This window comes from Desulfosoma sp., from assembly GCF_052743555.1.
Window position 1 is genome coordinate 7,983 of record NZ_JBRAHS010000001.1, and the last position, 23,571, is coordinate 31,553.

Annotated in this window: 14 protein-coding genes and 2 pseudogenes; all 16 read left to right on the plus strand. The window is 55.4% G+C overall.

Annotated elements, in window-relative coordinates:
• Window positions 1-344: hypothetical protein (locus tag ACUVSA_RS00040; RefSeq protein ID WP_445893327.1), on the plus strand; the 344-nt coding region annotated here is incomplete at its 5' end.
• Between the two features lie 970 nt (window positions 345-1,314).
• A pseudogene (locus ACUVSA_RS00045) lies at window positions 1,315-2,214 on the plus strand (ISL3 family transposase).
• Window positions 2,215-3,478: 1,264 nt separating this feature from the next.
• Window positions 3,479-3,670 carry an SHOCT domain-containing protein gene (locus ACUVSA_RS00050; RefSeq protein WP_445893328.1) on the plus strand — a complete coding sequence of 64 codons (192 nt, stop codon included), beginning with the start codon at window positions 3,479-3,481 and terminating at the stop codon, window positions 3,668-3,670.
• A gap of 73 nt (window positions 3,671-3,743) precedes the next feature.
• Window positions 3,744-4,454, plus strand: a complete 711-nt coding sequence (locus ACUVSA_RS00055) for a poly-gamma-glutamate hydrolase family protein (RefSeq protein ID WP_445893329.1) — start codon at window positions 3,744-3,746, stop codon at window positions 4,452-4,454.
• A complete protein-coding gene (locus ACUVSA_RS00060) occupies window positions 4,451-5,581 on the plus strand; it encodes a glycosyltransferase family protein (RefSeq protein ID WP_445893330.1) in 1,131 nt (376 codons plus the stop codon). The genes ACUVSA_RS00055 and ACUVSA_RS00060 overlap by 4 nt, the downstream gene beginning before the upstream one ends.
• A 176-nt stretch (window positions 5,582-5,757) precedes the next feature.
• A complete protein-coding gene (locus ACUVSA_RS00065) occupies window positions 5,758-6,414 on the plus strand; it encodes an ABC transporter permease (protein WP_445891309.1) in 657 nt (218 codons plus the stop codon).
• 5 nt (window positions 6,415-6,419) lie between these two features.
• Window positions 6,420-7,154 (plus strand): ABC transporter ATP-binding protein, encoded by a 735-nt coding sequence (locus ACUVSA_RS00070; protein ID WP_445893331.1) that lies wholly within the window; start codon window positions 6,420-6,422, stop codon window positions 7,152-7,154.
• 80 nt (window positions 7,155-7,234) lie between these two features.
• Window positions 7,235-12,013 (plus strand): FtsX-like permease family protein, encoded by a 4,779-nt coding sequence (locus ACUVSA_RS00075; RefSeq protein WP_445893332.1) that lies wholly within the window; start codon window positions 7,235-7,237, stop codon window positions 12,011-12,013.
• Window positions 12,014-12,016: 3 nt separating this feature from the next.
• Window positions 12,017-13,999, plus strand: coding sequence for a DUF6785 family protein (locus ACUVSA_RS00080; protein WP_445893333.1), 1,983 nt, complete (start codon window positions 12,017-12,019; stop codon window positions 13,997-13,999).
• 152 nt (window positions 14,000-14,151) lie between these two features.
• Complete coding sequence (locus ACUVSA_RS00085; protein WP_445893334.1) at window positions 14,152-16,116, plus strand: peptide transporter; 1,965 nt, start codon at window positions 14,152-14,154, stop codon at window positions 16,114-16,116.
• A complete protein-coding gene (locus ACUVSA_RS00090; protein ID WP_445893335.1) occupies window positions 16,116-17,471 on the plus strand; it encodes a TIGR04282 family arsenosugar biosynthesis glycosyltransferase in 1,356 nt (451 codons plus the stop codon). The genes ACUVSA_RS00085 and ACUVSA_RS00090 overlap by 1 nt, the downstream gene beginning before the upstream one ends.
• On the plus strand, window positions 17,461-18,603 hold the full coding sequence (locus ACUVSA_RS00095) for an iron-containing alcohol dehydrogenase (protein WP_445893336.1): 1,143 nt from the start codon (window positions 17,461-17,463) through the stop codon (window positions 18,601-18,603). The genes ACUVSA_RS00090 and ACUVSA_RS00095 overlap by 11 nt, the downstream gene beginning before the upstream one ends.
• The gene (locus tag ACUVSA_RS00100) at window positions 18,603-19,796 is read left to right on the plus strand and encodes a PAS domain-containing sensor histidine kinase (protein ID WP_445893337.1); all 1,194 of its coding nucleotides are present in this window, start codon (window positions 18,603-18,605) and stop codon (window positions 19,794-19,796) included. Before ACUVSA_RS00095 ends, ACUVSA_RS00100 begins: the two co-directional genes overlap by 1 nt.
• A gap of 38 nt (window positions 19,797-19,834) precedes the next feature.
• Window positions 19,835-21,106: pseudogene (locus ACUVSA_RS00105) on the plus strand (sigma-54-dependent transcriptional regulator).
• Window positions 21,107-21,443: 337 nt separating this feature from the next.
• A complete protein-coding gene (locus ACUVSA_RS00110) occupies window positions 21,444-22,610 on the plus strand; it encodes an iron-containing alcohol dehydrogenase (RefSeq protein ID WP_445893338.1) in 1,167 nt (388 codons plus the stop codon).
• A 595-nt stretch (window positions 22,611-23,205) separates the two neighbouring features.
• Window positions 23,206-23,496: a glutaredoxin family protein gene (locus tag ACUVSA_RS00115; protein ID WP_445893339.1), complete on the plus strand. Its 291-nt coding sequence runs from the start codon at window positions 23,206-23,208 to the stop codon at window positions 23,494-23,496.
• The last annotated feature ends 75 nt before the right edge of the window (window positions 23,497-23,571 follow it).

Sequence of the window (23,571 nt, forward strand, 5' to 3'; positions counted from 1 at the left end):
CCCACATGGACGCCTGGCAAATCCCTTATCAGTTCTCCAACGTTGTTCATAAAGAGTTCATAAAGAAGCTTGGCTGTGCATCAAGTGTCTCTCTGTCAACACTGTGGGCTGTAAAGGGAATAGTGTCCGCCTTTACCTCAGTCTTGGTAGCCGTTACGATCATTGGCTCCAGTTTAAAGGTTTGCTGTTCCTCTGCCAGAATCGAAGACGGCGCGAAAAGGCATGCCACAATGGCCGCGGCAGGGACCCACCTTCTGTCTCCGATTAATTTCATCCTCACCTCTCATTCCCTCCTTATTCGCTTTGATAATTGCCTCCGCATAAGGCAGAGGATAATGCCGTAAGCGTTTGCCCCTGTCGGGAGTAGACTGGAATACCAGGGCACGCCATCCTCAAAGTCGGGTGCCGAAACAGGGTACATTCAAAAGGAGACGATCTGCAGTGCTTGCCCGCTGAACGGATCGCCTTCGTCACAAAAAAAGCCACGAAGGGCCAAAGGGATTCTCCCCTTATTCTAGCCTTCGTGGCTTTGATTGACTTGGAGTCTTTTAAACGCCTAAGATTTCTTATCGCAGTTAAGGGCTTCCTATCAGGAAGAATGCTTTGTGTCAAGAGGAAAAGTGCCCTTTTCTACTCATCGCCAAATAAAGATGAGGCGGCCCCGCAACAACAGGGCGGAGGTAAGAACGCATGCCACCGGATCAAGAAGGCGAAGAAAGCCGAATAGTATTTATACAGAAGAAAAACACATCTGAGTTTGATGTTTTCGTGATAAATAAATTTGTTCAATCCGGATTTCTCACAGGGATTTTTAAGTGAAACCGCTACGTATTTTAGTTTCAGCCCTTGCGAACAAGGTCAATAAAAATTGTCCTTGTTTGCAAGGGAAGATATTTTAGTCGAAAATCATAGATTCCTTTCCTAAATTCATGTGTTAACCACAAACCCATGATGAAGAAAGTAGATTCTATGACCGTAAGCACGGTTATCCGAAAATTGCCCAATCTCAAAGACGTATCGGTTGCCAATTTTGAGTTTCGATTGTGGAATATGGAATTTCATTTCTGGGCCAAGCCCCTTAAGAATGGTGCCCTTTGTCCCGAATGCCGGCGACGTGGGCATATTCTTCAAACATTGGAGCATCGTTTGTGGCACGACATTCCCATCGGTGGGTTGTCGATTTGGTTTCACTACCGTCCAAGAGAAATCATGTGGCGTCAACATGGTCGAGTCCAAGAGCTTATCCTTTGGGCAGATGCCTATGCCCGTGTCACCTATCGCTTCGAGTATGCGATGCTTCTGTATTGCCAGTCGATGACTCAGCAGACCGCTGGAAAGATCCTGCATGTTCCCAAATCGACCCTTTCCTTCGACCAGCTTCACCGCACCATTAACCGGTTGCCCGAGGGACATAGGATTCGGAATCTTAAGTGCATTGGCCTTGATGAAATCTCCTACCCCAAAGGCCGCAAATATGCCACCATCGTCTCTGATTTGGACCGATCTTGCGTCGTATTGGCCGGTCGGGGAAAGGGCCGGGATACCATTGATCAATTCTTCAACGAGGTCCTCAGTGACTACCAAAAGAGCAAGATCCTATGGTCGTGTTGCGACATGAGTGCCGCCTATATAGGCGCTATTGAGGAGCACTGCCCGAACGCCGCCTTGGTCCTGGACCGTTGCCATATCGTTAAAGCCCTCTACGAGGCTGTCGATGAGGTCCGCAAGGAACAATGGCGAGAGGCTTCACAGCATGACCCTAAAGTCCTCAAAGGGCTTCGCTGAGTGCTTTTCAAGCCTTCCACCCATCGATCCAAAAAGGACTCTCGTATCCTCAGCGCCCTTCGTAATGGTAACCACAGAATCCATCGAGCCTGGCTGCTTAAAGATGAATTTGACCAGTTCTGGAAATATGGGGCTTCGTGTGCCGCAGAACGGTTTATCAAACGTTGGTGCACTGTGGCACTCAAGAGCCGTCGTGACCCCATCAGGCATTTAGTCAAAATGTTCCGAAAGCATGTGCATCGTATCCTGTCTCTCATTGAGAAGGCCATAACAAACGCTAAGGCCGAGGGCTTTAACCGAATCATCAGAATGGTCAAAAATCGGGCCAATGGATTCCGTAGTTTGCAGGCATTTATTGACATGGTTTTCCTCACGGTCGAAAATTTGGATATTCCAGCACAGACCCCTGCAAGATTCCGGATAGTGTGAATACTGCTTAAAACACGTATCCATCTGATTCTGCGGAGTTGCTACTGGAACGTCTGATGGGTGGCTTGCGAAGAAGCGAGAAAGGCCGACGGTTGCGAAGGTCTTCAAACAAATCCTGGTCTTTATGGACGACGGAACGATCAGGCACATGGTCCTCTGTGATACAGGGCAGAAAGACCCGGGCTCTGCGGCGCTGATCAAGACACCCTGAAGGTCATGCTCTTCACTCACTTGGTGCAACGGTTCTCCAAAGGTTTTTCCTGAGAGTGGCTCTAGCTTTTCCGTACTCTTTTCCTGCAGCTTTTGGGGTCGAAATTCATCTTGGCCAAACAGACATCGTTGGGCTGGGCATCGACACGATGGTCACGGACAATGATGAGGCGGCAAAGGGGTATCGAGTCGAGCCCGCCCACAAAAAGCTTACGGGGTTGCAGCCTCCCCAATGACCTGGGACTGCTTCATCAACGATGCTGTGTATCGGGTAGGCAACAAGCAAAGCAACGAGGGCGATCCGGTGGAAAAGATACTCTTTCATATGGGGCGAGAAGAATACGTAAGGCTCTCGGGGCGGAGATCCTCATTCTAATTCGGATGGACGCGGGTTTCTTTAATCACAGACTCTTCGAAGTTTTTTAGGGGCTCGTGATCGGATGTGTCCCGCCGGAGACTTCTCCAGCTTCCATTCGAGCGTTTTCCCCGAAGCATGCTCCGCCCTTCACGATGCTTGTGGACTTCTTCCCGTTAGAGAGCTTCAAGGAGCGTGTATGGGGAGCTGTCGTTCCCATGGCATGGTACCTAACCAGACTGCTGCGCCAGGTCATTGATATGGCCGCCAAGATGGTGAGAACCTTCAGAGAGCGCATCCTCAAGATTGCCACTGCGTGGACCTTCCTCGACTTTGACAGGCTGTGGGGCAGGTGTACTGGTCGTCACGTCTTCGGCCGGACGTGAATCTGCCCTGCCGACCATCCACCATGGCAGTATGAACCCCAACACACGTGGCACGCGCCGCTCGGTCAGGGCTTACCGATTCATGTTCACAGCGGAAGCTCGAACGGTTAAACTAACTAAATATGCCTGATTCCAAATGAAGGAGGTTTGAAAAATGTTCGTTTCGCGCTTTCTGGGGCTTGCATGGGCTATGATCCCTGTTCTGTCTGAGCAGGGCGTCGCATTCGCGTGGAGGACGGGACCCGTTGCCGCTTGGGGTCTGGGGGCGTGCCCTTTTTTCGGCGGTTGGACGGGTTGGTGGCCAGGCGTGATCATGAACATCCTGTTGTGGATCCTGATTGCTGTGGGCATCATCCACCTCGTGCGACGTTTGTTCGCCGGTCCTAAAACAGAGCCATCGACAACATCTGAAACGTCACGGGCATTGGAAATCCTCAAGGAAAGATATGCTCGAGGAGAAATTACGGCTGAGGAATTTCAAACCATGCAAAGCCACCTTCGGTAAGCCCATGCCATCGAGGCACGCATCCCCTCGGCGTGAGCCGTGCTGTTGTGTTTCACGGAGATCTTGTCATAGTGTGGTGAAGCGTGCGCACCCTGGGGAGTTTCAACCATCGAGAAAGTGGGGGATCTTGGAGGGGTATCAATCGTTTCAGCAGCTTGTGGATCATGAAGTTTCCGGCCGCGACTTCGGCATTGAATGGCGTGTAGGCCGATCAGGCCTGGCGGTTATGGCTCTTCACGGCGGCGGCATTGAACCGGGAACATCCGAAGTGGCCCGGGAAGTCAGCAAAGACGCGCATACTTTCTATCATTTTGACGGCCTCAAACGAAAGAACAACGCTTCGCTGCACATCACGAGCACACGGTTCGACGAACCTGTGGCTCAGAGCCTTGCGGCTCAATCCCATAAAGTGGTCACCGTGCACGGCTGCATCGACGGATCCATCGATGTGTATTTGGGTGGGCTGGATTTCTCCCTTCGAGCCGACTGCGCGAAGGAACTGCGAAACGCAGGGTTTTCCGTGGGGGACCACCCGACGTTTCAGGGCATGCAAAAGGACAATGTGTGCAATCGAGGGCAAGCCGGTATGGGACTGCAATTGGAGTTGTCCTTAGAGCTGCGACGGCGCCTCTTTGTCAGCCTGGACCGACAGGGACGCCGTTATCCCACCCCGCTGTTTCATGCGCTGGCGAAAGCGCTGCGACGCGTGCTGGCCCAACAAGTCCTTCGCCTCCATGGTGGAACACCGTCTGAATATCAAGCGTTGAGAGTTTTAACCAAATGAGAATCCTTTACTACTGCCAGCATGTCTTGGGCATCGGGCACTTCTTGAGAAGCATGGAAATCGCCTCAGCTTTTTTTGAACACGAAGTCTTTTTCGTCGAGGGAGGTGATTCGCTTCCAGGTTTTTCGACGCCGAATCACGTGCAACGCCTGGCTCTTCCTCCCTTAATGATGGATCCGGAGTTTCGACGCTTTGAAACCGACGAAAGCCAAGTTCGAGAAATCCAGGAGATAAGAAAAAAAAGGCTTTTGGACATTTACCATACCACGCGGCCCCATGTGCTCGTCATCGAACTATTTCCCTTTGGGCGAAAGCGGTTTCAATTTGAGTTAATCCCGCTTCTTGAAACCAATCGCACCGCGCCTAAACCCGCAGCTGTGGTGTGCAGCCTGCGGGACATTCTGGTGGAAAAAGCCGACCCAGACGCCTACGAAGCCAAGGTGCTGGCATGGGTCAACCGGTTTTTTAACCTTGTCCTGGTCCACTCGGACCCGGAATGCGTGCGTCTCGAAGAGACCTTCCGCCGCGTTTCAGACATTCGGCCGCCCTTGGTCTATACGGGCTACGTGACCCGCAGCGGCCCCTCTCTACCCCCACCTCGCATGGCCGAGAAAATCCTTCTCAGCACAGGAGGCGGAAGGGTCGGCACGCAGCTCATCGAAGCCGTCTGCCGAGCTTTCGACCGTATTCCCAACCCAGCGCTGCGGTTGGAAATCTTTGAGGGCCCGTTCATGACCCCGGAGGACAAGCGATTTCTCACGTCCTTGACCCGTAAAGACCCGCGCTGTACATGGCGCTCCTTTTCCCACTCCTTTCCCACGGACCTGTTTCAGGCCGGACTTTCCATCAGTATGGCCGGATACAACACCTGCATGGATATTCTTGCCTCGGGGGTCAAAGCCCTGGTGTATCCCTTTCCACAGAATCGGGAACAAGCGCTTCGCGCAGAGCGCCTGGCTGCTCGGGGAGCCCTGAAAGTCCTTCGCTCCCTTGATCCTCAAGACGTGGCCGAGCAGATTCGGGAAACCCTGTCCGGGCCCCCGCCGCGAAAGGTCGCCCTGAAAACCAATGGCGCGCAAGAAACTGTTCGCACCATTGAAAACCTCGTATTGAGAGCTTATGAGTAGAAAGTAACGTTTTTTGTCGAGACCCCGGGAGCTCGTCCGACAATGGTTTGGCGGTGTTCTCTCGGCTCGAGGCTGTAGCAGCGCCGCACAGTGTGATCAGGGTCGCGGCGTGCGCCGCTCCTTCGGAAGGACCGCGCATTCATGCTGCTCAGTCCGACGATGTGAGTCCCAGGCCTATGGCGAAAAGCATTCAACGTCAGATCGTCCTTCCGTGGTCCCAAGTGATGCGCATTTCCTTTAATGCCCTTCGAGCGCGCCTGTTTCGCTCCATGATCACCACGTCGGCCTTGGTCTTGGCGGTGGCCTTCTTGGCCTACACCTTTGCCGTGTACGTTGTTCTGGAAGGGATCTGGCCGTGGGCGGATGGGTCACTGCAGCATCGAATCCTTTCCGCCGGCTATGTGCCCACGGACGGCCATTTTGGCAGCAGTGCCAAGGACCGATGGCTCGTTGTGCTTTCGCTTCTCGTCTGCACCGTGGGAATCGTGAACGCGCAGCTCATGGCCGTTACGGAACGATTCCGGGAAATCGGCACCTTAAAGTGCTTGGGAGCTCTGGACAGTTTCGTCATCAAGCTCTTCGTGTTGGAAGCCGCGTATCAAGGGGTCCTCGGCGGGTGCGTAGGTAGCCTTTTAGGGGTAAGCACGGCGGTAGCGACCCTTGCGCTGCGCTTTGGCCCTCTGGTCATCGTGCATCTGCCTTTGGTTTCCACCGCTTTCCTGATGGTGAAATCCCTGGCCTTGGCGGTGGCGCTCAGTCTCCTGGGGGTCATGTACCCGGCCTGGGTGGCCGCGCGCATGGAACCGGCCATTGCCTTGAGATCGGAGCCATAGCGCCAATGAGTGGCAACGGCACGCACAATGTGGTTCGCTTGGTGGATGTGACCAAGGTCTTTCGCATGGGTCAGGAAGAGGTTCGAGCCCTTCGGGGCGTCTCCCTGGAGATCAAAGCGGGAGAATACATGTCCATCATGGGACCGTCCGGGTCCGGTAAATCCACTCTTTTCAACATGATCGGGGCTCTGGACAAACCCACATCCGGGCGCGTCTTCATCGACGAAGTGGACGTGGCGCAGTTGGACGCCTACGAACGGGCATGGCTTCGATGCCGTAAGATCGGATATATTTTTCAGACATTTAACCTGATTCAGGTGATGACGGCCATTGAAAACGTGACCCTTCCCATGATCTTTGCCGGCATGAGTCGCGACGAGTCCATGGACAAGGGCATGGAACTCTTGAAACTCGTCGGGCTCGCCGAAAGGTACCAGCACAAACCCTCGGAACTTTCCGGCGGCCAGCAACAGCGGGTGGCGGTGGCCAGAGCGCTGGCCAATGATCCCGCCATTATATTAGCCGATGAACCTACGGGAAACCTGGACTTAAGTACCGGTGAAGAAATCATCGCGCTCCTTAAGGAGTTGTCCCAAGAGCGGGGCGTCACCGTCATTTCGGCAACCCATGACCTGAAGATGATCAATGTGTCGGACCGCGTGGTGTGGATTCGAGACGGTCGCATCGATCGCATCGAAGATCGCGAAAAGCTGCAGGTTTCCGTAGGCCAGGTGCTGTGATGTTCCTCTCAAGGAGCCCGATTCCAGGCGAGGCGTCGCGGGGTATTTTTGATCACCGTGCAGGGGCAGGATGTCGTTCCATGCAAGGGCCGATTCGGGCCGTTTTGTGGCTGACGGCCGTGATGCTCACCGCAATGCCCTTCTCGAGGGCTGCGGCCTTTGATGATACCCTGCTGAAGCACTTCAAAGCACTCACGCAGTCCGAGGATCGTTCCACCGGCACGCCGGGCTGTGATGCCGCCGCCGACTACATCGCCGATACCTTTGAACGCCTGGGGCTGAAGTCTGTGGGGCGTCAGGCGTTTTTCCTCCCTGTACCCGTCTTGGACGAGGGCCGCATCACCGTGAATGCCGAGCACTACCCTCTTTTTCCCTGGGCACCCAACATGGCCCTGCTTTCTCAAACCCCGCCTGAAGGGCTGGAAGGCCCTTTGGTGGACGTCTACGACGGTGCCTTGACGCGCTTCGACGGCCGAACCATCGAGAATGCCCTTGTGCTTATGGATGTCTCTTCGGAGGACAACTGGTGGCTGGCAGCGCAAATGGGCGCCAAGGCCGTGATTTTTCTCGGCCAAGAAAACGACACGCGCGACCAGTTTCTCATCAAGAACATTCCCACACCTTTGGATTTTCCTCGGTTTTATGCGCCCCTACAGGTCGGCGCCGCCTTGCGTCGTGCGGCATCCCAGGGGGCGCGCGCGCATGTGCTGGTGCGCAGCCATTGGGAACATCGGCTGGGATACAACATTTACGGCCTGGTGCCCGGATCTTCGCCCCCGCTTTCCAAAGAATTGGTCATTATTGAAGCCCCCTATGACGCGGCGTCCCACGTGGTCGGCCTGGCCCCTGGAGCAGACCAGGCGGTTTCGGCAGCCGTGCTGCTCCGGTTGGCCGAATATCTGGCGTCGCATCCCCCGGCGCGCTCCGTGATGCTTGCGGCCGTCTCCGGCCACGGCCAAGGCCTTTTGGGCACCCGCCACTTCCTATGGACCCTGGATGGGCCTCGCCGCAGCCTGCGCCTGGAACAAAAGTCCCTGCACAGCAGACAAAGCCAAATCCTGGACCTTCACAGGCTTCTCACACGCCCGGACCCCTTGAAGCCTGAACCGGATTCTCCGAACTCCCAAAATCTGGTTTGGTCCTACGTGGTGGAGCGGGCCAAGGATGAGGCAGACCGATTGAGCCGGGAGGCTCAAGGGAATTCGGCGATCCTGGCGCAGGCCCTTCAGGTGCGGCGACTCAGTTGGAAAGAAGCCCATGAAGCTTTAAGCCCTGAAGAAAGACTTTTGGCCATGGACCTCGTTCAAAAAGGGCTGAAAGATCTTCAGGATGAGGGCGAGGAGGTTGCGGCACGTGTCAAAGTCGTCAAGTCGTGGATGACGCTGCGCAATGTGGCGGAGGAGTATGAAAGGGTCCTCCACCTAGGGCTCTCCCTTTCCTCCCAGTCCGACCTGCTGACCCTGAGTGAATGGGGTGGCACGTTCCCTCTGCGAGAACAAGTCTATCGCATGGTGCGAAACGTCTCTTTGGCCGAGATCTTTCGGCGCGCCGCAGAAGACCTGGCGCGTATGATGCAAGAACCGTCCATTTTTGCAGAAACCGGCCGCCACGCCAGTGAATCGACGGCCCGTGCCGTGGAAATTCAAGGACCCATGTGTTTGGCCTGTGACATTGGAGCCCTCTCCAGTTGCCCGTCCTTTGCGGTGACCAGTGCCAACAATCGCCGCACCTTCTGGGACACGCCCAATGACACGACCGCCCACATCAACCACCAAGGTTTGCTAAGGCTTCAGAAAAGCTTTCCAGAACTTTTGGCCAGAGTGCTTGCCCACCCCAAGCTCAGGGAAAGTTGCCGAGCCGGTCTAGAGGGTCTGGCGTCGGTGGAAGGAAAAGCCCTCTTTATCCGGCAAGGAGAACTCTTTGCGGACAAGCCGGCTCCCGGGACCGTCGTCTGTGCCCTGCAGGGAAATTCCTTGATCCGCGTCATGACCTTTCGCGACGGATCCTTTTTCATTCCCGCCGTGGCCAATAAGCGAGTAGCTTTTCAAAAACTCATTCTGGAATCTTACGGGATTGATGCAAAGACCGGAAAGATACAATGGGCTACCGATAAGGTGCAAACCTCCAAAGACAACTACCGACTGAACATCAAGGGGCGCATCGCCAGCACGACCCTTGTCATGTTCCACTGCCGCCAGACCGATGTTCTCGGAATCTTCAACCCGCAGCGTATGGAATACTTGACAAAAATCACCGTGCTGGACGGAGTGGCGGAAGCCCGTCCTCTCAGGTATTGGTACAGTCGAGTGGACGGGCGAGATACCTTCGCCGTGTCCCTCTTTTTGGAACCGGGCAGCCGTTTCAAGCTCATCCTTTCCGACACGCTTTTGCGCAAGGAACTGCTGCTTCTCAATGCCACCTCGGCCAATCCCAAGGGCTCTGGCTACCCCGTCGGGCAACCGCGGCTCATCACAAAAACCGCCGCGCACGTGGCGGACGATCTGATCCATCTGGTGGGAGAACGCCTGAAAAACCTCTCCACCCACGGCATCAGCAACCGGTATCTGGAAAACCTGTACTGGGAAGCGGTGCAGGAACGGGAACAAGCCCGTGAGGACGAGGCCTCTTTGCGCCACAGCCGGGCATGGGAAGGGACCGTTTCCGCCTGGGCCAAGCTCAACACCGTTTACAACGAAATCGAAAACACCCAACGAGACGTTCTGGGCGGGGTCATGTTCTTCATCGCCTTGTTTGTTCCCTTTGCCTATTGCCTGGAACGTTATCTTTTTTGTTTTCGAAACATTTATAAACAAATCACAGCATTTTTTGTGCTGCTTATCGCCACCATTCTGACCATTCGCGCCCTGCATCCCGCCTTTCGTTTGACCTACAATCCCATGGTGGTGATTTTGGCCTTTTTCATTGTGGCCTTAAGCGTCACCGTGTCCTGGATTCTTTTCGTGCGCTTTGAACGGGAAATGGCCGCGTCGTCGGCCCAAAAGGAATCCGCGGCGGCCAAGGACAGCGTCAACAAGTGGCAGGCCTTTGGCGCCGGGTTTGCCATCGGCGCCTCCAACCTGAACCGCCGGCGCCTGCGCACGGCCCTCACCTCCATCACGCTCATTATCCTCACCTTTACCATCATGTCGTTCACCAATGTGAAGAGCCTCACCAAAACCACCATGACGCCCGTGGGTCAGACGCCCACTTATACAGGCGTGCTTGTTCGGCATCAATTCTGGCGGCCTCTGACGCCCATCTCCCTGGAAAGCCTTGTCGCCCGCTACGGGGATCGGGCCATAGTGTGGCCGCGGTCGTGGATGGATCCTCCGCATCCATCCCTGCGTGCCGCCGCTTCTATCCAAGTCGGAGAGATGAATATTCCCGCGGAAGGGGTTCTCGGCGTCGGTCCCCATGCTCCGCAACCTGTGAAAAACATCGTGCACGTCGGCCGTTGGTTTCGAGGCGATGACGCGCAGGTCGTGCTCCTTTCCACGCACCTTGCGGAAAAGCTGGGCCTTGACCCTGCACGGGATGTGGGAAAATCTGTCAAGCTTTGGGAACTGCCCTTTACGGTCATCGGCTTTTTCGATGCGGACCGGTTGGAAGCCTTGACCGATCTGGACGGTTCCACCATCAAACCCGTCTATCTCGAAATTGCTCCCGACGAAGACCTTTCGGAACAGGAAGCGGAAGCCATGGAAAGCGGCGACATCGTCACGCCCTTGGTCGAAAGATTTCGTTCAGCATCCGCCGAAACCACCGTTTTGGTGCCCCATAGCACCTGCTTGTCCCTGGGAGGCACCTTGCGGGCGGTGTCGCTCATCACCCCGGGGGCGTCCAAAGCTGTGGAAATCGCCGAGGACCTGTCCCGCCGACTGGCTTTCCCCCTTTTCGTGGGCTCCGACGTCACCTACTATCATTCGGTCTCAAAGACCCTGCGATACCAAGGCGTGGCCAACCTTCTGGTGCCCATGCTCATTGTGGTCTTCATTTGCCTCAACACCATGATCGGCCATGTTCACGAAAGGAAATCGGAAATCGGTGTCTACACCTCCGTAGGGCTCGCCCCCAACCATGTGGGATTTTTGTTCATCGTGGAAGCCCTGTCCCTGGCCGTTCTGTCCACGGTTATCGGTTACATCGTGGCGCAGCTCACGGCCCATTTTCTTGGAACCACCCACCTCTTTGCGGAACTCACGTTCAATTATTCTTCCTTGGCCAGCGTGGCCTGCATGGTTCTGGTCTTTTCCGTGGTTCTTTTGGCTTCCTTGTACCCGGCACGACTGGCCGCTGCGCTGGCCATGCCCGATGTGACCCGCACCTGGACGGTCCCAAAGGCTCAGGGCGACCTTTTGGAACTGCGCCTGCCTTTCCTCCTGAAACCCGAGGAAGAAGCCGGCATTATGGCCTTTTTGTCACGATTCATTGGTGACCACCAGGACGTGGCCCAAGGGCCTTTTATTGTGGACGATGTGAACCTCACCCTGCAGTCGCCCAGTGCCGACGGAAGACAGCTTCCCGAGCCCGTGTGTCTCTGGCTCTATGCCAATGTCTGGCTGGCCCCTTTTGACTTCGGCGTCAAACAGCGTCTGCATCTGCACTGTTGCCCCTCGGCGGATGATCCCGGTTACATGGAAGTGGCCCTGCAAATGATTCGTCTTTCCGGGGAAAGAACCACCTGGCAGCGCGCCAACCGTAATTTCATCAAGGTGATGCGAAAGCAGATGCTTTTGTGGCGGCTCCTCGATGCGGACACAAAGGCTCAGTACGGAGCGTCGGTTACCTCTGCAGGGACCCACGGTTTTCAGGGCAACCTTGAAGCCTCCTTTTCGGGCCGTGGATCCAACCAAGGATAGACCATGAAGCCACGTCGATTGCGATGGAGTGCCATCGCGCTGGGCCTGTTGTTTTCCATACTTTTCTGCGCTTTGACGCCATACAACAACGTGCGTTTGCAGAACACCCCCTTGGCCGGTGGCCACTTTCCTTTGGGCTCTTTTGCCGTTTTGTTGTTTTTCGCCGCCGTTTACAACCCCTTGGCTCGTTGCGTGCATCGAAACGCCGCCCTGGCTGCTCATGAACTGCTGCTGCTCTGGTCCATGGTCACTGTAGCCACCGGCATCGCCTACACCGGCCTCTTTCGAACCTTTCTCGTCAATATCACCACACCGGGGTGGCTGGTCGTCACAGGACACCCCGCCGGCAAAACCCTTTCACAGCTTCTGCCCGAAACCCTTTTCCCACAAGACCACGATCTCGTGCACCTTCTGTACCGAGCTTTGGAAGGCGGTCGCACCCTCACCTGGTATGAAGTACTGGCTCGCATTCCCTGGGCCCAATGGACAGCGCCATTGACTCTGTGGGGCCTTTTCATCGGCTGCATCTACGCCGCCTTTGTGGGACTCACGGGTCTTTTCAGCCATCAGTGGATCGAAAACGAAAAGATGAATTTTCCGCTCCTTCGCGTTCCCATGGAAATCAGCGAAGAATCGGAACAGGGAGTTCTGGGGTCTTATCTATCACACAAGTTTTTCCTGGTGGGTTTTGGCATTCCCGTTCTATTGCACCTTTTCAATGGACTTCACACCTATTACCCTCAGGTACCACAGATTCCCGTGTTGTTTCTTGCCCAACCCTATATTCCCAGGGAAGGGCTTCTTTCCGGATTTTATAAACTGAAAATTTATCTTTACCCGGCTTTCATCGGCTTTGCGTACCTCACCTCCAAACAGGTTTCCTTCAGTTTATGGTTCTTCTTTTTACTGGGGGGATTGTTGCCGGGTCTGCTGCAGGTGGTGGGGTGGCGGGTCCCGTCGGCCACGTTAGGGACCACCTTTGGTCCGGTTTTGGCCCGTGTGGAAGAAATGCAGATGATCGGCGCCTTTGGGGTGTTTTTTTTCTTTATCCTGTGGCTGGCACGATCGCACTTAAGGCAGGTTCTGGTCGGTCTTTGGCGTCGCCGTGTTGAAGCGCAAGAGCCTTTCAAGAGCCTCGTGGATCCAAGAAAAGCCCTGATCCTTTTCGTGCTTGGAAGCGGCGGAGCGATCTTATGGATGGTGCTTTTTCGCATGGATCCTTTGCCGGCGGTCCTCTTTCTCGGTGTCTGCTTCATGCTGCACCTGGTCAGTGCACGCCTCATCTGCCAGGGAGGGCTTCCCTACTTTACCCTCACTGCCGCACCTTCCGATGGTTTTCTGGCCATGACGGCTTCCAAGACCATCGCGCCTCTGACCTTGGCCCTGGGACTGGCCCTGCAAAAGGTGGCCTTTGTGGATGTTCGGGAATCTTTGATTCCCTCGTTGTTCCATGCCACCAAAGCCGCCGAGGAGGTCCAGACGCGACGCCGATTTCTCATCGGCGTGCTTGCAGCCCTTTTCATCGGCGTTGTGGTGTCCGGCGCGGCCATGCTGGTCATGAGCCATCAGTACGGCATCTCCACGCTTCCGGACGATTGGGCCGTGGAAACGAGCCGCCGGGTTCATGAAGGGGCGGCACAACTGCTGCGCTATCCAGAAGAGCCCAAAAAATGGAGCATGGTTTTTGCTGGTGTGGGGGCCGTCGTGATGGCTCTCTTGGTTTTGGGATATCGACGGTTTTTGTGGTGGCCTCTGCATCCCATCGGGTACCTGACCACGTACAGTTCGGCTCTGCGCATTCTCTGGTTCAGTTTTTTTGTGGGCTGGCTGTGCAACGCGTTGGTTCTTCGCTACGGCGGCGTCAAAGCCTTTAAGGAGGTGCGGCGCTTGTTTGTGGGCCTTGTGGTGGGGGACACAGTCATGGCCATCACCTGGCTCGTCGTCGGGCTTTTCACGCCCGTCAGTTACCATGTGCTTCCCCTTTAGGAACCGCCGAAAGATGCGCCATCGGCTTTTTGCGGAGAAGCACCGTATGGCGCGATAGAGTGTGATGGCGTGCGTAGTTCTCACGAGTGCCTTTCTCTGACTTGTTGCTGAGCTTTGAGGCCGCGGTTGCAGCCGGCACAGGGAGACGCTGCATGATCGAGGACAAAGAACTCAAAGAATATCGGGATCTGCTCCATCCACCGGAAGAGTTTCGAGACGGTTTCGGCTGGAAATCGGTGATCGGGGCCATTTTCATCGGATTTCTCATGATGCCCGGATCCATGTATTTGGGACTGGTGATCGGTACGGGCATTGGACCGGCGGCACGGTGGGTGACGATCATTCTTTTTGCTGAAGTGGCCAAAAGAGCCTACACGCGCCTGAACCAGCAAGAAATATTTGTGCTGTATTACATGGCCGGAGCCGCCATGGCCTCGCCCTTTTCCGGCCTTTTGTGGCACCAGTATCTGGTCCAATCGGAAGCCGCACGCATCCTCGGCCTCACTCAGCACATCCCCTCCTGGGTGGCTCCTCAGCCGGGATCCGAATCCCTTATCCAAAGAACCTTTTTCCACAGAGACTGGCTGGTCCCTATTCTGCTCATGGTGGGCTTTGAACTCATTCAGGCCGTGGACCATTTCGGATTGGGTTATGCCCTGTATCGGCTCACTTCCGATGTGGAAAAGCTTCCCTTTCCCATGGCGCCCGTTGGCGCCTTGGGCAACATGGCACTGGCCGAATCCACGGAAAAGAAAGAAACGGGATGGAAATGGCGCCTGTTTTCCATCGGAGGCATGGTGGGATTGTGTTTCGGCGCCGTCTATGTGCTACTGCCCGCTGCTTCCGGCGTGATACTGAATGAACCCGTGCGGCTGCTTCCCATTCCTTGGATCGAGCTGACGCCCGTGACCGAAGATTTTTTGCCGGCAGTGGCCACGGGCATTCAGTTGGATCTAGGGCTCTTGTTCATCGGAATGGTCTTGCCGTTTTGGGCGGTCATGGGCGGTGCCGTTGGGTTTCTCATCACCTTGGCGGCCAATCCCATTTTGTATCGCCACGGTATTTTACAGCGATGGCACAAGGGCATGGGCACGGTGGACACGGTCTTTGCCAACAACTTCGACTTTTACATGAGCTTTGGAATCGGCATCGGGTTGGCCATCGCTCTGATCGGCATCGTCCAAGTGTTTCGAGGGCTCAAATCCGACGCTGTGGCTCCCTTTCGACAACGCCTTCGAAAGCTCTTTGAACCGCCTTCGGGCCGCGGTGATTTCAGTATCTGGATTGCCATCGCTATTTATGTGGGCAGCACGCTGGCCTATGTGCTTCTATGCTCCATTTTGGTTCCCGGTTTTCCCTGGATTTTTTTGGTGGCCTACGGCTTCATCTACACACCGTTTATCAGTTATGTGTCAGCCCGCATGGAAGGCATCACGGGCCAGTTCGTGAGTCTTCCCATGGTACGGGAAGCCAGCTTTATCGCGGCGTCCAAGTTCTTCGGTTATCACGGCATCGGCATCTGGTACGCCCCCATACCGTTTCATAACTATGGAAAGGCCACGGTGCGCTGGCGGGAAATCGAGCTCACGGGAACCAGTTTTCGAAGCATCATCAAGGCGGAAATTCTGGTCTTTCCCGTAGTCATGATCGCCAGTTTGCTGTTTTCGCAATACATCTGGCGCTTGGCTCCCATTCCTTCTAGCCAATACCCCTACGCTCAGGAACTGTGGCACCTGCAGGCGCTTAACACGCTGCTGTTGCAAAGCGCCACCCTGGAGGGTTACTCACCCTTTTTTGAAGCGCTCAAAGGCCACTATGTGCTGTGGGGACTGGGCCTTGGCGCCGTGGTCTACTGGATTTTGAGTCTTCTGCACTGGCCGATTTTGCTGATCTACGGCATTGTGCGAGGGCTGGGCCAGTCCACACCCCACGGCATTTTTCTGGAAATCATCGGCGCGCTCTTAGGCCGATACTACTTTTCCAAAAAATACGGTCTGGCCTGGCGCCAATACGCTCCCGTGCTTCTGGCCGGCTTTTCTTGCGGCATGGGGCTCATGGGCATGTTGGCCATGGGCTTTACTCTGATCATGCGCTCCCTCGGCAGTCTGGCATACTGATGCATCGGCAAGCCCTTGTCGTTTTCGCCCGTTATCCCGAACCTGGAACAGTCAAGACCCGACTGGCCTGCGGTGTCGGAGCCGCAAGGGCCTGCGAAATTAACGAAAAACTTCTTCGGTACGCCTTTGGCGTTGTGAGCGACTTCCAGAAACGTTGTCCAGAGACAGCCATTGAAATCAGTCTCGCGGCCGGGGAACGGGTCGACGATTTTCGGCGCCGTTTTGACCTTCCATGGCCTGTGCTGCCTCAAAAGGAAGGACATCTTGGGCAGCGTATGGCGGAAGCTTTTGAAAGACTTTTTGCCCAGGGCTATTCTCGTACCGTCCTGATGGGTTCAGATGTGTACGACATCTGTCCGGAAGATCTTCGCACGGCTTTTGCCTTTCTGGAATCCCACGACGCGGTGGTCGGCCCTACCCGGGACGGCGGTTTTTACGCCATCGGGCTGCGTCGCCCATGTCCTGAAATTTTTGCCTATTCTGCGTGGGGATCGGCCGACGTGTTGCAAAGAACGCAGGAACAACTCCGCCGCCTTGGCCTGTCGCAGGCCGTCTTGGCTTTACGGACAGACATCGACCGACCGGAAGACCTCTCTTTTCTCAAAGGCCATTGGGCCTTTCAAAATTCAGTGGGAGTCATCGTGCCGTCCCTGAATCCTCCGCACGATTTCCAACCATGGCTTGAAAATCTTCGCCGCATTCTATGGCCCGAAGACACTGTGTGCGTGGTTCAGGGAACGTCATCGCCTCAGCTCAAAAAACCCTTGCGCGAGAACGGCTGGATTTGGGTCCAAAGCCCTGTGGGGCGGGGCCTGCAACTCAATACCGGTGCGCGATGCTGTCCGGGCCAGATCCTGTGGTTTCTTCATCGTGACTGTTTTCCTGGTCTCTGCGCCCCTTATCACGTGCGCAAGATCGGAAGAGATTGCGGCATGGCCTTAGGAGCCTTTCGACTGGCCTTTTCGCCCACCAACCGAGCCCTGAGGGCCGTGGCACGTTGGGCCAATTGGAGAACTCAAGTCTTTCGGTTACCCTATGGGGATCAAGGCCTCTTTTGCCGCCGCGAGACCTTTGAGGCGGTAGGTGGCTTTGGGACACCGTATCTCATGGAAGACGTGGATTTTGTGCGCGCATGCCGGCGGCATGGTCGGCTGTGGGTGGCTCCTGAAGTTCCTCCCACTTCTTCGAGACGTTATCTCGCCCACGGCATCCTCAAAGCCTCCCTGTGGAACCACGCCACCCTGTTCGCTCATTTCCTTGGAGTTTCCAATGAAGTGCTGTATCGGCGATACCACAAAATGTCTCTCGCACAGATGACTCCAACATCGGCACAGAGGGAAGTCCTTGGAAATTAAGAAATTTTTCATTCCTGAAATCATCTTTGGGCGCGTCGCGCTCAAATATGCCGCCCTGTGCGCCAAAAGGCTCGGCGGAGAAAAGCCCATGGTCGTGAGTGATCCAGGGTTGCGGGAGGCCGGGTGGGTCTCTCGCCTCTTTGATGTTCTTGCAGCGGAAGGTCTTCCATGGTGCTACTACGAAGATGTGGTTTCCAACCCAAGGGACAATCAAGTGGCACGTGGGGCTCTTTTTTACGCTGAACATCACGCCGACGTCATCATCGCGCTAGGGGGCGGCAGCCCCATGGATGCCGCCAAAGGCATCGCCATCGTGGCCAGCAACGGGGGTTCGATGCATGATTACGAAGGAGCCAACCGAATTCATCGCCCCTTACCGATCATGGTCTTTCTGCCTTCAACGGCAGGCAGCGGCTCGGACATTTCCCAATTCGCCATCATCACCGACACGCGCCGACTTCTGAAAATGACCATTGCCAGCCGAACTCTTGTGCCAAACATCTCCATCATCGATCCGGTTTTGCTGACCACAAAACCGCACCATTTGGTCCTGGCCGCCGCCGTCGACGCCCTTGCCCACGCTGTGGAATCTTACGTTTCCATCATCGCCTCGCCCTTCACGGAAGTGCAGTCTCTAGAGGCCATTGAGATCATCGCCACGAATCTGCCTCGGGCGGCTCAAGAGCCCTCATTACCTGTGCTGGAGTCACTGAGTATTGCCAGCACGGCGGCCGGCATGGCTTTCAGCAATGCCAGTCTGGGGGCGGATCACGCTCTCGCTCATTCCCTTGGCGGCATGTTTGATGTGCTACACGGCGACGTCCATTCCGTGCTGTTGCCGGCCATGATGCGATTCAACGCCGAAAGGGTCCTTGCCAAAACAGCCCACATAGGAAAGATTCTCACTGGCAAGACATGGAAGAATGACCGTAAGGCAGCCTTGGCCGGTATTGAATGCCTGGAAGAGCTCTTTGAATCCCTTGGCATGAAGACGCGCCTGCGAGACCTTGTGCCTGATTCAAGCCATTTGCCCACCGTATGCCGCATGGCCGCTCATGATGCCTGCCTTCTGACCAATCCACGACCGGCAACATGGGAAGATCTTTTGGCCATCTGCGAGGAGGCGTGGTGATGAAACCCCTTCCCAGCCTGGAAGACCTCATCGGTCTTGAATACTCTAAATTGGGCTTTTTTCGAGAAGCTCAGGAAAAAATCGCCCAGCTCCACGCCTCGACGCTGGAACTGGAACGGCGACGTCAACAGATTCAGGCCATCGTCGACGGCCTTACAGACACAATGCCGGTTATCACCCCGGAAGGGCGCATTACATCCGTCAACCGCGTTTACTATGAGGTTTACGGAGGAAGCTCCCCCGTGGGACAGCTCTGCTATAAAGTTTTTCGCAAGGCCCACGAACCGTGTCGTCCATGCCCGGCAGACATCGCCTTTCGCGCCAACCGAGTGTGCCGCCGAGAACACATTTACAGCGTGGGAGAAGCGACACGCCATTTTGAGATCACGGCCTCGCCGTTGAGGGACCCTCAAGGGCGTCCCTGCCACATTCTCCTCCTGAAGCGGGACGTCACCGTGGAACGTGAATACCAAGCGAAGCTTCATCAAGCGGAAAAGATGTCCACTGTAGGACTTTTGGCCGCTGGAGTCGCGCATGAGATCAACAATCCTTTGACGGCGATCGTAGGTTTCGCCCATGCCATCAGAAAGCGCCTGCCGGATCTGAAGGACCGATTGCCTGTAGACTTTGAAGCGGATCTGCGCGAGTCCATGGACATCTATCTCAATGAGTGCGCCCGATGCCAGGAGATCGTTCAAGGGCTTTTGAGTTTCAGCCGCCCGCATTCCGGCACCATGGTGGCCGTGAATTTAAACGACTGCGTGCGCGAAACCCTTCGCCTAATGCAGCACAAGATCAAACAGTATCCCCACATAACCTTGCGGTATGAACCCATGGAGCCCCTTCCGCTCATTCGCGCCACCCCATCGGAGATCAAACAGCTGCTCCTGAACCTGCTCCTGAACGCTATGGACGCCTTGGTCGAAAGACGGGGCATTATAGAGGTGCGCACCGGCATCCGCGATGATGAACGGGTTTTTTTGGCGGTCCGGGATAACGGCTGTGGTATCGTGGAGGAAAACAGGGGAAAGATCTTTGATCCATTCTTCACCACCAAACCCATAGGACAGGGCACAGGCATGGGGCTTTCCCTGTGCTATTCCATCGCGCAAGCCCATGACGCGTCTATGGAAGTGGAAAGCCGACCGGGTGAAGGATCTGTGTTTCGGGTCGTTTTCAGGAAAATGTCATGATACCTGCGCGCGTTCTCGTCATTGATGACTAAGCTTCCATTCGTAGGCTGGCGGAAAAGGAACTTAGCGCACCCCATCGGCATGTGGTGACGGCGCAAAGCGTCGCGGCCGCCACCGACCTGATGGGCCGGGAAACCTTTGACGTCATCGTGACCGACATTCGCCTTCCCGATGGAGACGGGCTGGATCTGTTACGCCTCTTTCAAGAAAAGCTTCCCGATGCAGAAGTCATCATGATCACAGGCTACGGCACGGTGGAAAGTGCTCTTCAGGCCATGAAGCTAGGAGCCTACGACTACATCACCAAGCCATTCAACATGGAAAGGTTGGAAGTCATTATCGATCGGGCCTACGAGCGGGTGTGTCTCAAACGACACAATCGACGACTGCTTCAAGGACATCCACATACGGACGCTCCTCGCCTTGTCGGTCGATCCCAAGCCATGCGTCACATCATCCAGCTCATCGCCAAAGTGGCCCCCCCCACGACACCTCTGTCCTCATTACCGGTGAATCCGGGACAGGAAAGGATGTGGTCGCTCGAAACATTCACGCCTTAAGCAGCCGTAGCCAAGGGCCTTTTGTGGTCAAGAACTGCGCCTCCTTACAAAAGGATCTCTTGCGAAGCGAGCTTTTCCGTTTTGTCAAAGGGGCGTTTACCGGAGCGACGGAAACGCGGAAGGGTCTCGTGAGTTTGGCCGAAGGCGGCACCCTGTTCTTGGATGAAATCGGGGACATGCCTTTGGAATTACAAGGAACCATGTTGCGGCTGCTGGAAACAAAAAAGTTCCGTCGCGTCGGTGAACAGCAAGAACGTGGCGTGGATGTGCGTTTTTTGTTCGCCACTCATAGGGACCTTGAAGCCGAGGTGCAGGCGGGTCGATTCCACGAAGCGCTTTACCATCGGCTGAACGTTTTTCGCATTCACGTTCCACCTCTGCGCGAAAGACGAGAAGATGTTCCTCTCTTGGTGGAGCATTTCTTGGGTATGCTCGGACCCCGAGATCGACCTTATCGCCTTGCGGAGGAAACTTTGATCCACCTCACAGCCTACGACTGGCCAGGAAATGTGCGGGAACTGCGCAACGTCCTGGAACGCTGCCTCATTCTCTCGGAAAAACCACGTGATTTTGCCCCAAAACCTGCCACAGGAATTGACGGGAAACCTTCACCTACCCAGTGCCATGTCGGGCACCTGTCTTCCCTTGCATGAAGTGGAACACGTCCACATTCAAAAGGCCTTGGACCTGTTTTCAGGTAACCGCAGCGAAACGGTCAAGGCTTTGGGAATCAGCCGAAAAACCCTCTAACGCAAAATCAAGGCCTACGGGCTGGAACAGTAGCACCGCCCCCATGGGTGTATCCCTTTGACACACCAGGACGCCACGTCAGGACAAAACGTCTCGCGAGCCGAGATTTTCTATGGTCTCGCCACTGCGGGACAATCATGCCTTGGAGTCGGGAGCACAAATGGGCAACGGGGCAAAAAGCCACAGGGGCTCAACGCCTGTCTTGCCGTCGGTGTTCTAATAATTTGATACTCCATGATTTTTCTTTTTGGCACTCTTATTGATCAGCGAATCAGTCGCGCCCTTTTTCAGTGGTGTGCGCCTGCCCAAAACCTCAAGACTCACAAGGAGGCCTGACATGGCGGTTCGAGAACAAGTGTACGGATTTTTCATTCCCACGGTGAGTTTGATGGGCATTGGAGCCCACAAGGAGATCGGCAACCAAATCAAAGTGCTCGGCGGCACGAAGCCGTTTTTATGCACCGACAAAGGCATCGTACAAGCCGGAATCGCCGACAAAATCATTAAAATGTTCAAAAAAGACACCGGACGGGATGTGGTGGTCTTTGATGAAACGGTCCTCAACCCCACGGACGTGAATGTTCATGACGGTCTAAAGGTTTTTCAACAAAACGGCTGCGATCTCATTATCTCGCTCGGCGGCGGCAGCGCCCACGACTGCGCCAAGGGTATCGGCATTGTGGCCACCAATGGTGGACACATTCGCGACTATGAAGGCATTGACAAATCATCCAAAGCCATGCCGCCTTTCATCGCCGTCAACACCACCGCGTGGACAGCGAGCGAAATGACCCGCTTTTGCATCATCACCAACACGGACACCAAGGTGAAAATGGCCATTGTGGATTGGAAGGGGACGCCCAATGTGGCCATCAACGACCCCTTGCTCATGATGGGCATGCCACCAGCTCTTACCGCGGCCACCGGCATGGACGCTCTCACTCACGCAGTGGAAGCCTATGTCTCCACCATCGCCACGCCGGTCACGGACGCTTGCGCTTTAAAGGCCATTCAACTCATTTCGGAAAACCTGCGTGCGGCAGTCGCCAACGGCGGTGACGTGGAAGCTCGGGACAAAATGGCCTGCGCGGAATATCTTGCGGGCATGGCTTTTAACGACGCCAGCCTGGGTCATGTGCACGCCATGGCCCATCAGTTGGGTGGTTTTTATGACTTGCCTCACGGCGTGTGCAATGCCATTTTGCTTCCCCATGTGGAAAGGTTCAACTTGATCGCCAAAATGGATCGGTTTGCCGACATCGCCGCAGCCATGGGCGAGAACATCTCCGGCCTTTCCACGCGAAGCGCTGCGGAAAAGGCTCTGGAAGCCATCGTCACCCTGTCTCAAGATGTGGGCATTCCTCGCGGCCTCCGCGAACTGGGCGTTCAGGAAAAGGACATTCCTACGATGGCCCAAAACGCTCAAAATGATGCCTGCGGCCTGACCAACCCTCGGTGCCCCTCACTGGAGAATGTGATTCAGATTTGCAAGAACGCTCTTTAAGGCCCCAAAGAGCCCGTTGGCTTCACGATCTTCTGAAACGCCAGTTTTTCATTTCGCAACGGCCCTTGGTACAAACCCCTCAGCCAAGACCGGTCACCCCTGAATGGGGGGCCGGGTTTTTTCTTGACCCGTAGGCGCTCACCCCGACCTGGAGATTGTCCGGCACCGCCAATTTCGCCCGTTTTTAGCATCAAGCCCCGAACATCGCGCAGTGTCAGACGCCTAGACGTCCCCTTCGATCATCCGGGCGAACTGAAGTCGATGCACGGAATCAGCTGGCATGTGAGGCCTGCGGCATGTCATGAACGGCCGCCTTGGCCAAAGGATGCCGTCCGAGAAGATCTGCAGTAGGAGCGGCGCAAGCCGCGAGGCCTGATCGCGCTTTGCGGCCCTCCTTGAGCATGCGACAAAAACGGACCCGAAGAGCCATTCTAGAGCAGACTCCAAAGGCACCAATCCATGAGGGTTCGAACACACCGGCTGGTGGACTTTACATTGAAACAAAAGTGTGTTTTCTAGAGACCATCGGGGTCAGAAAAGCTTTGCCGCTAAGATGCTTCCCAGGGGGGCGCCACGGGCCCGAAAAGGAGTCTCCATGAATGAACCACGGCCCGCGAATCCACCAAAAGTTATGTTGTACGCTCTGCTCACGTGCCCCCATTGCCGTCGGCTCAAAGAGTTCTTGCAGGAACACAATGTGCCGTATGAACTCGCGCTTGTGGATCTCCTGACGGGAGATGAACGGTCGGCTGTTCTTGCCGCCGTCAAACAGGTCAATCCTGCCTCCAGCTTTCCTACGCTCATAGTGGATGATCAGGTCATTGTGGGCTATCAACCTGTGCAGGTGGAAAAAGTTTTGCGAAAAGCTGCCGCCGTCTTCCTGTAGAGTGGTCGGCACGGCCGTTTTTCGGCTTTGCACAAGGGCGTTTCTTAAGGTCTCAAACCCATGCTGAAAGACAGG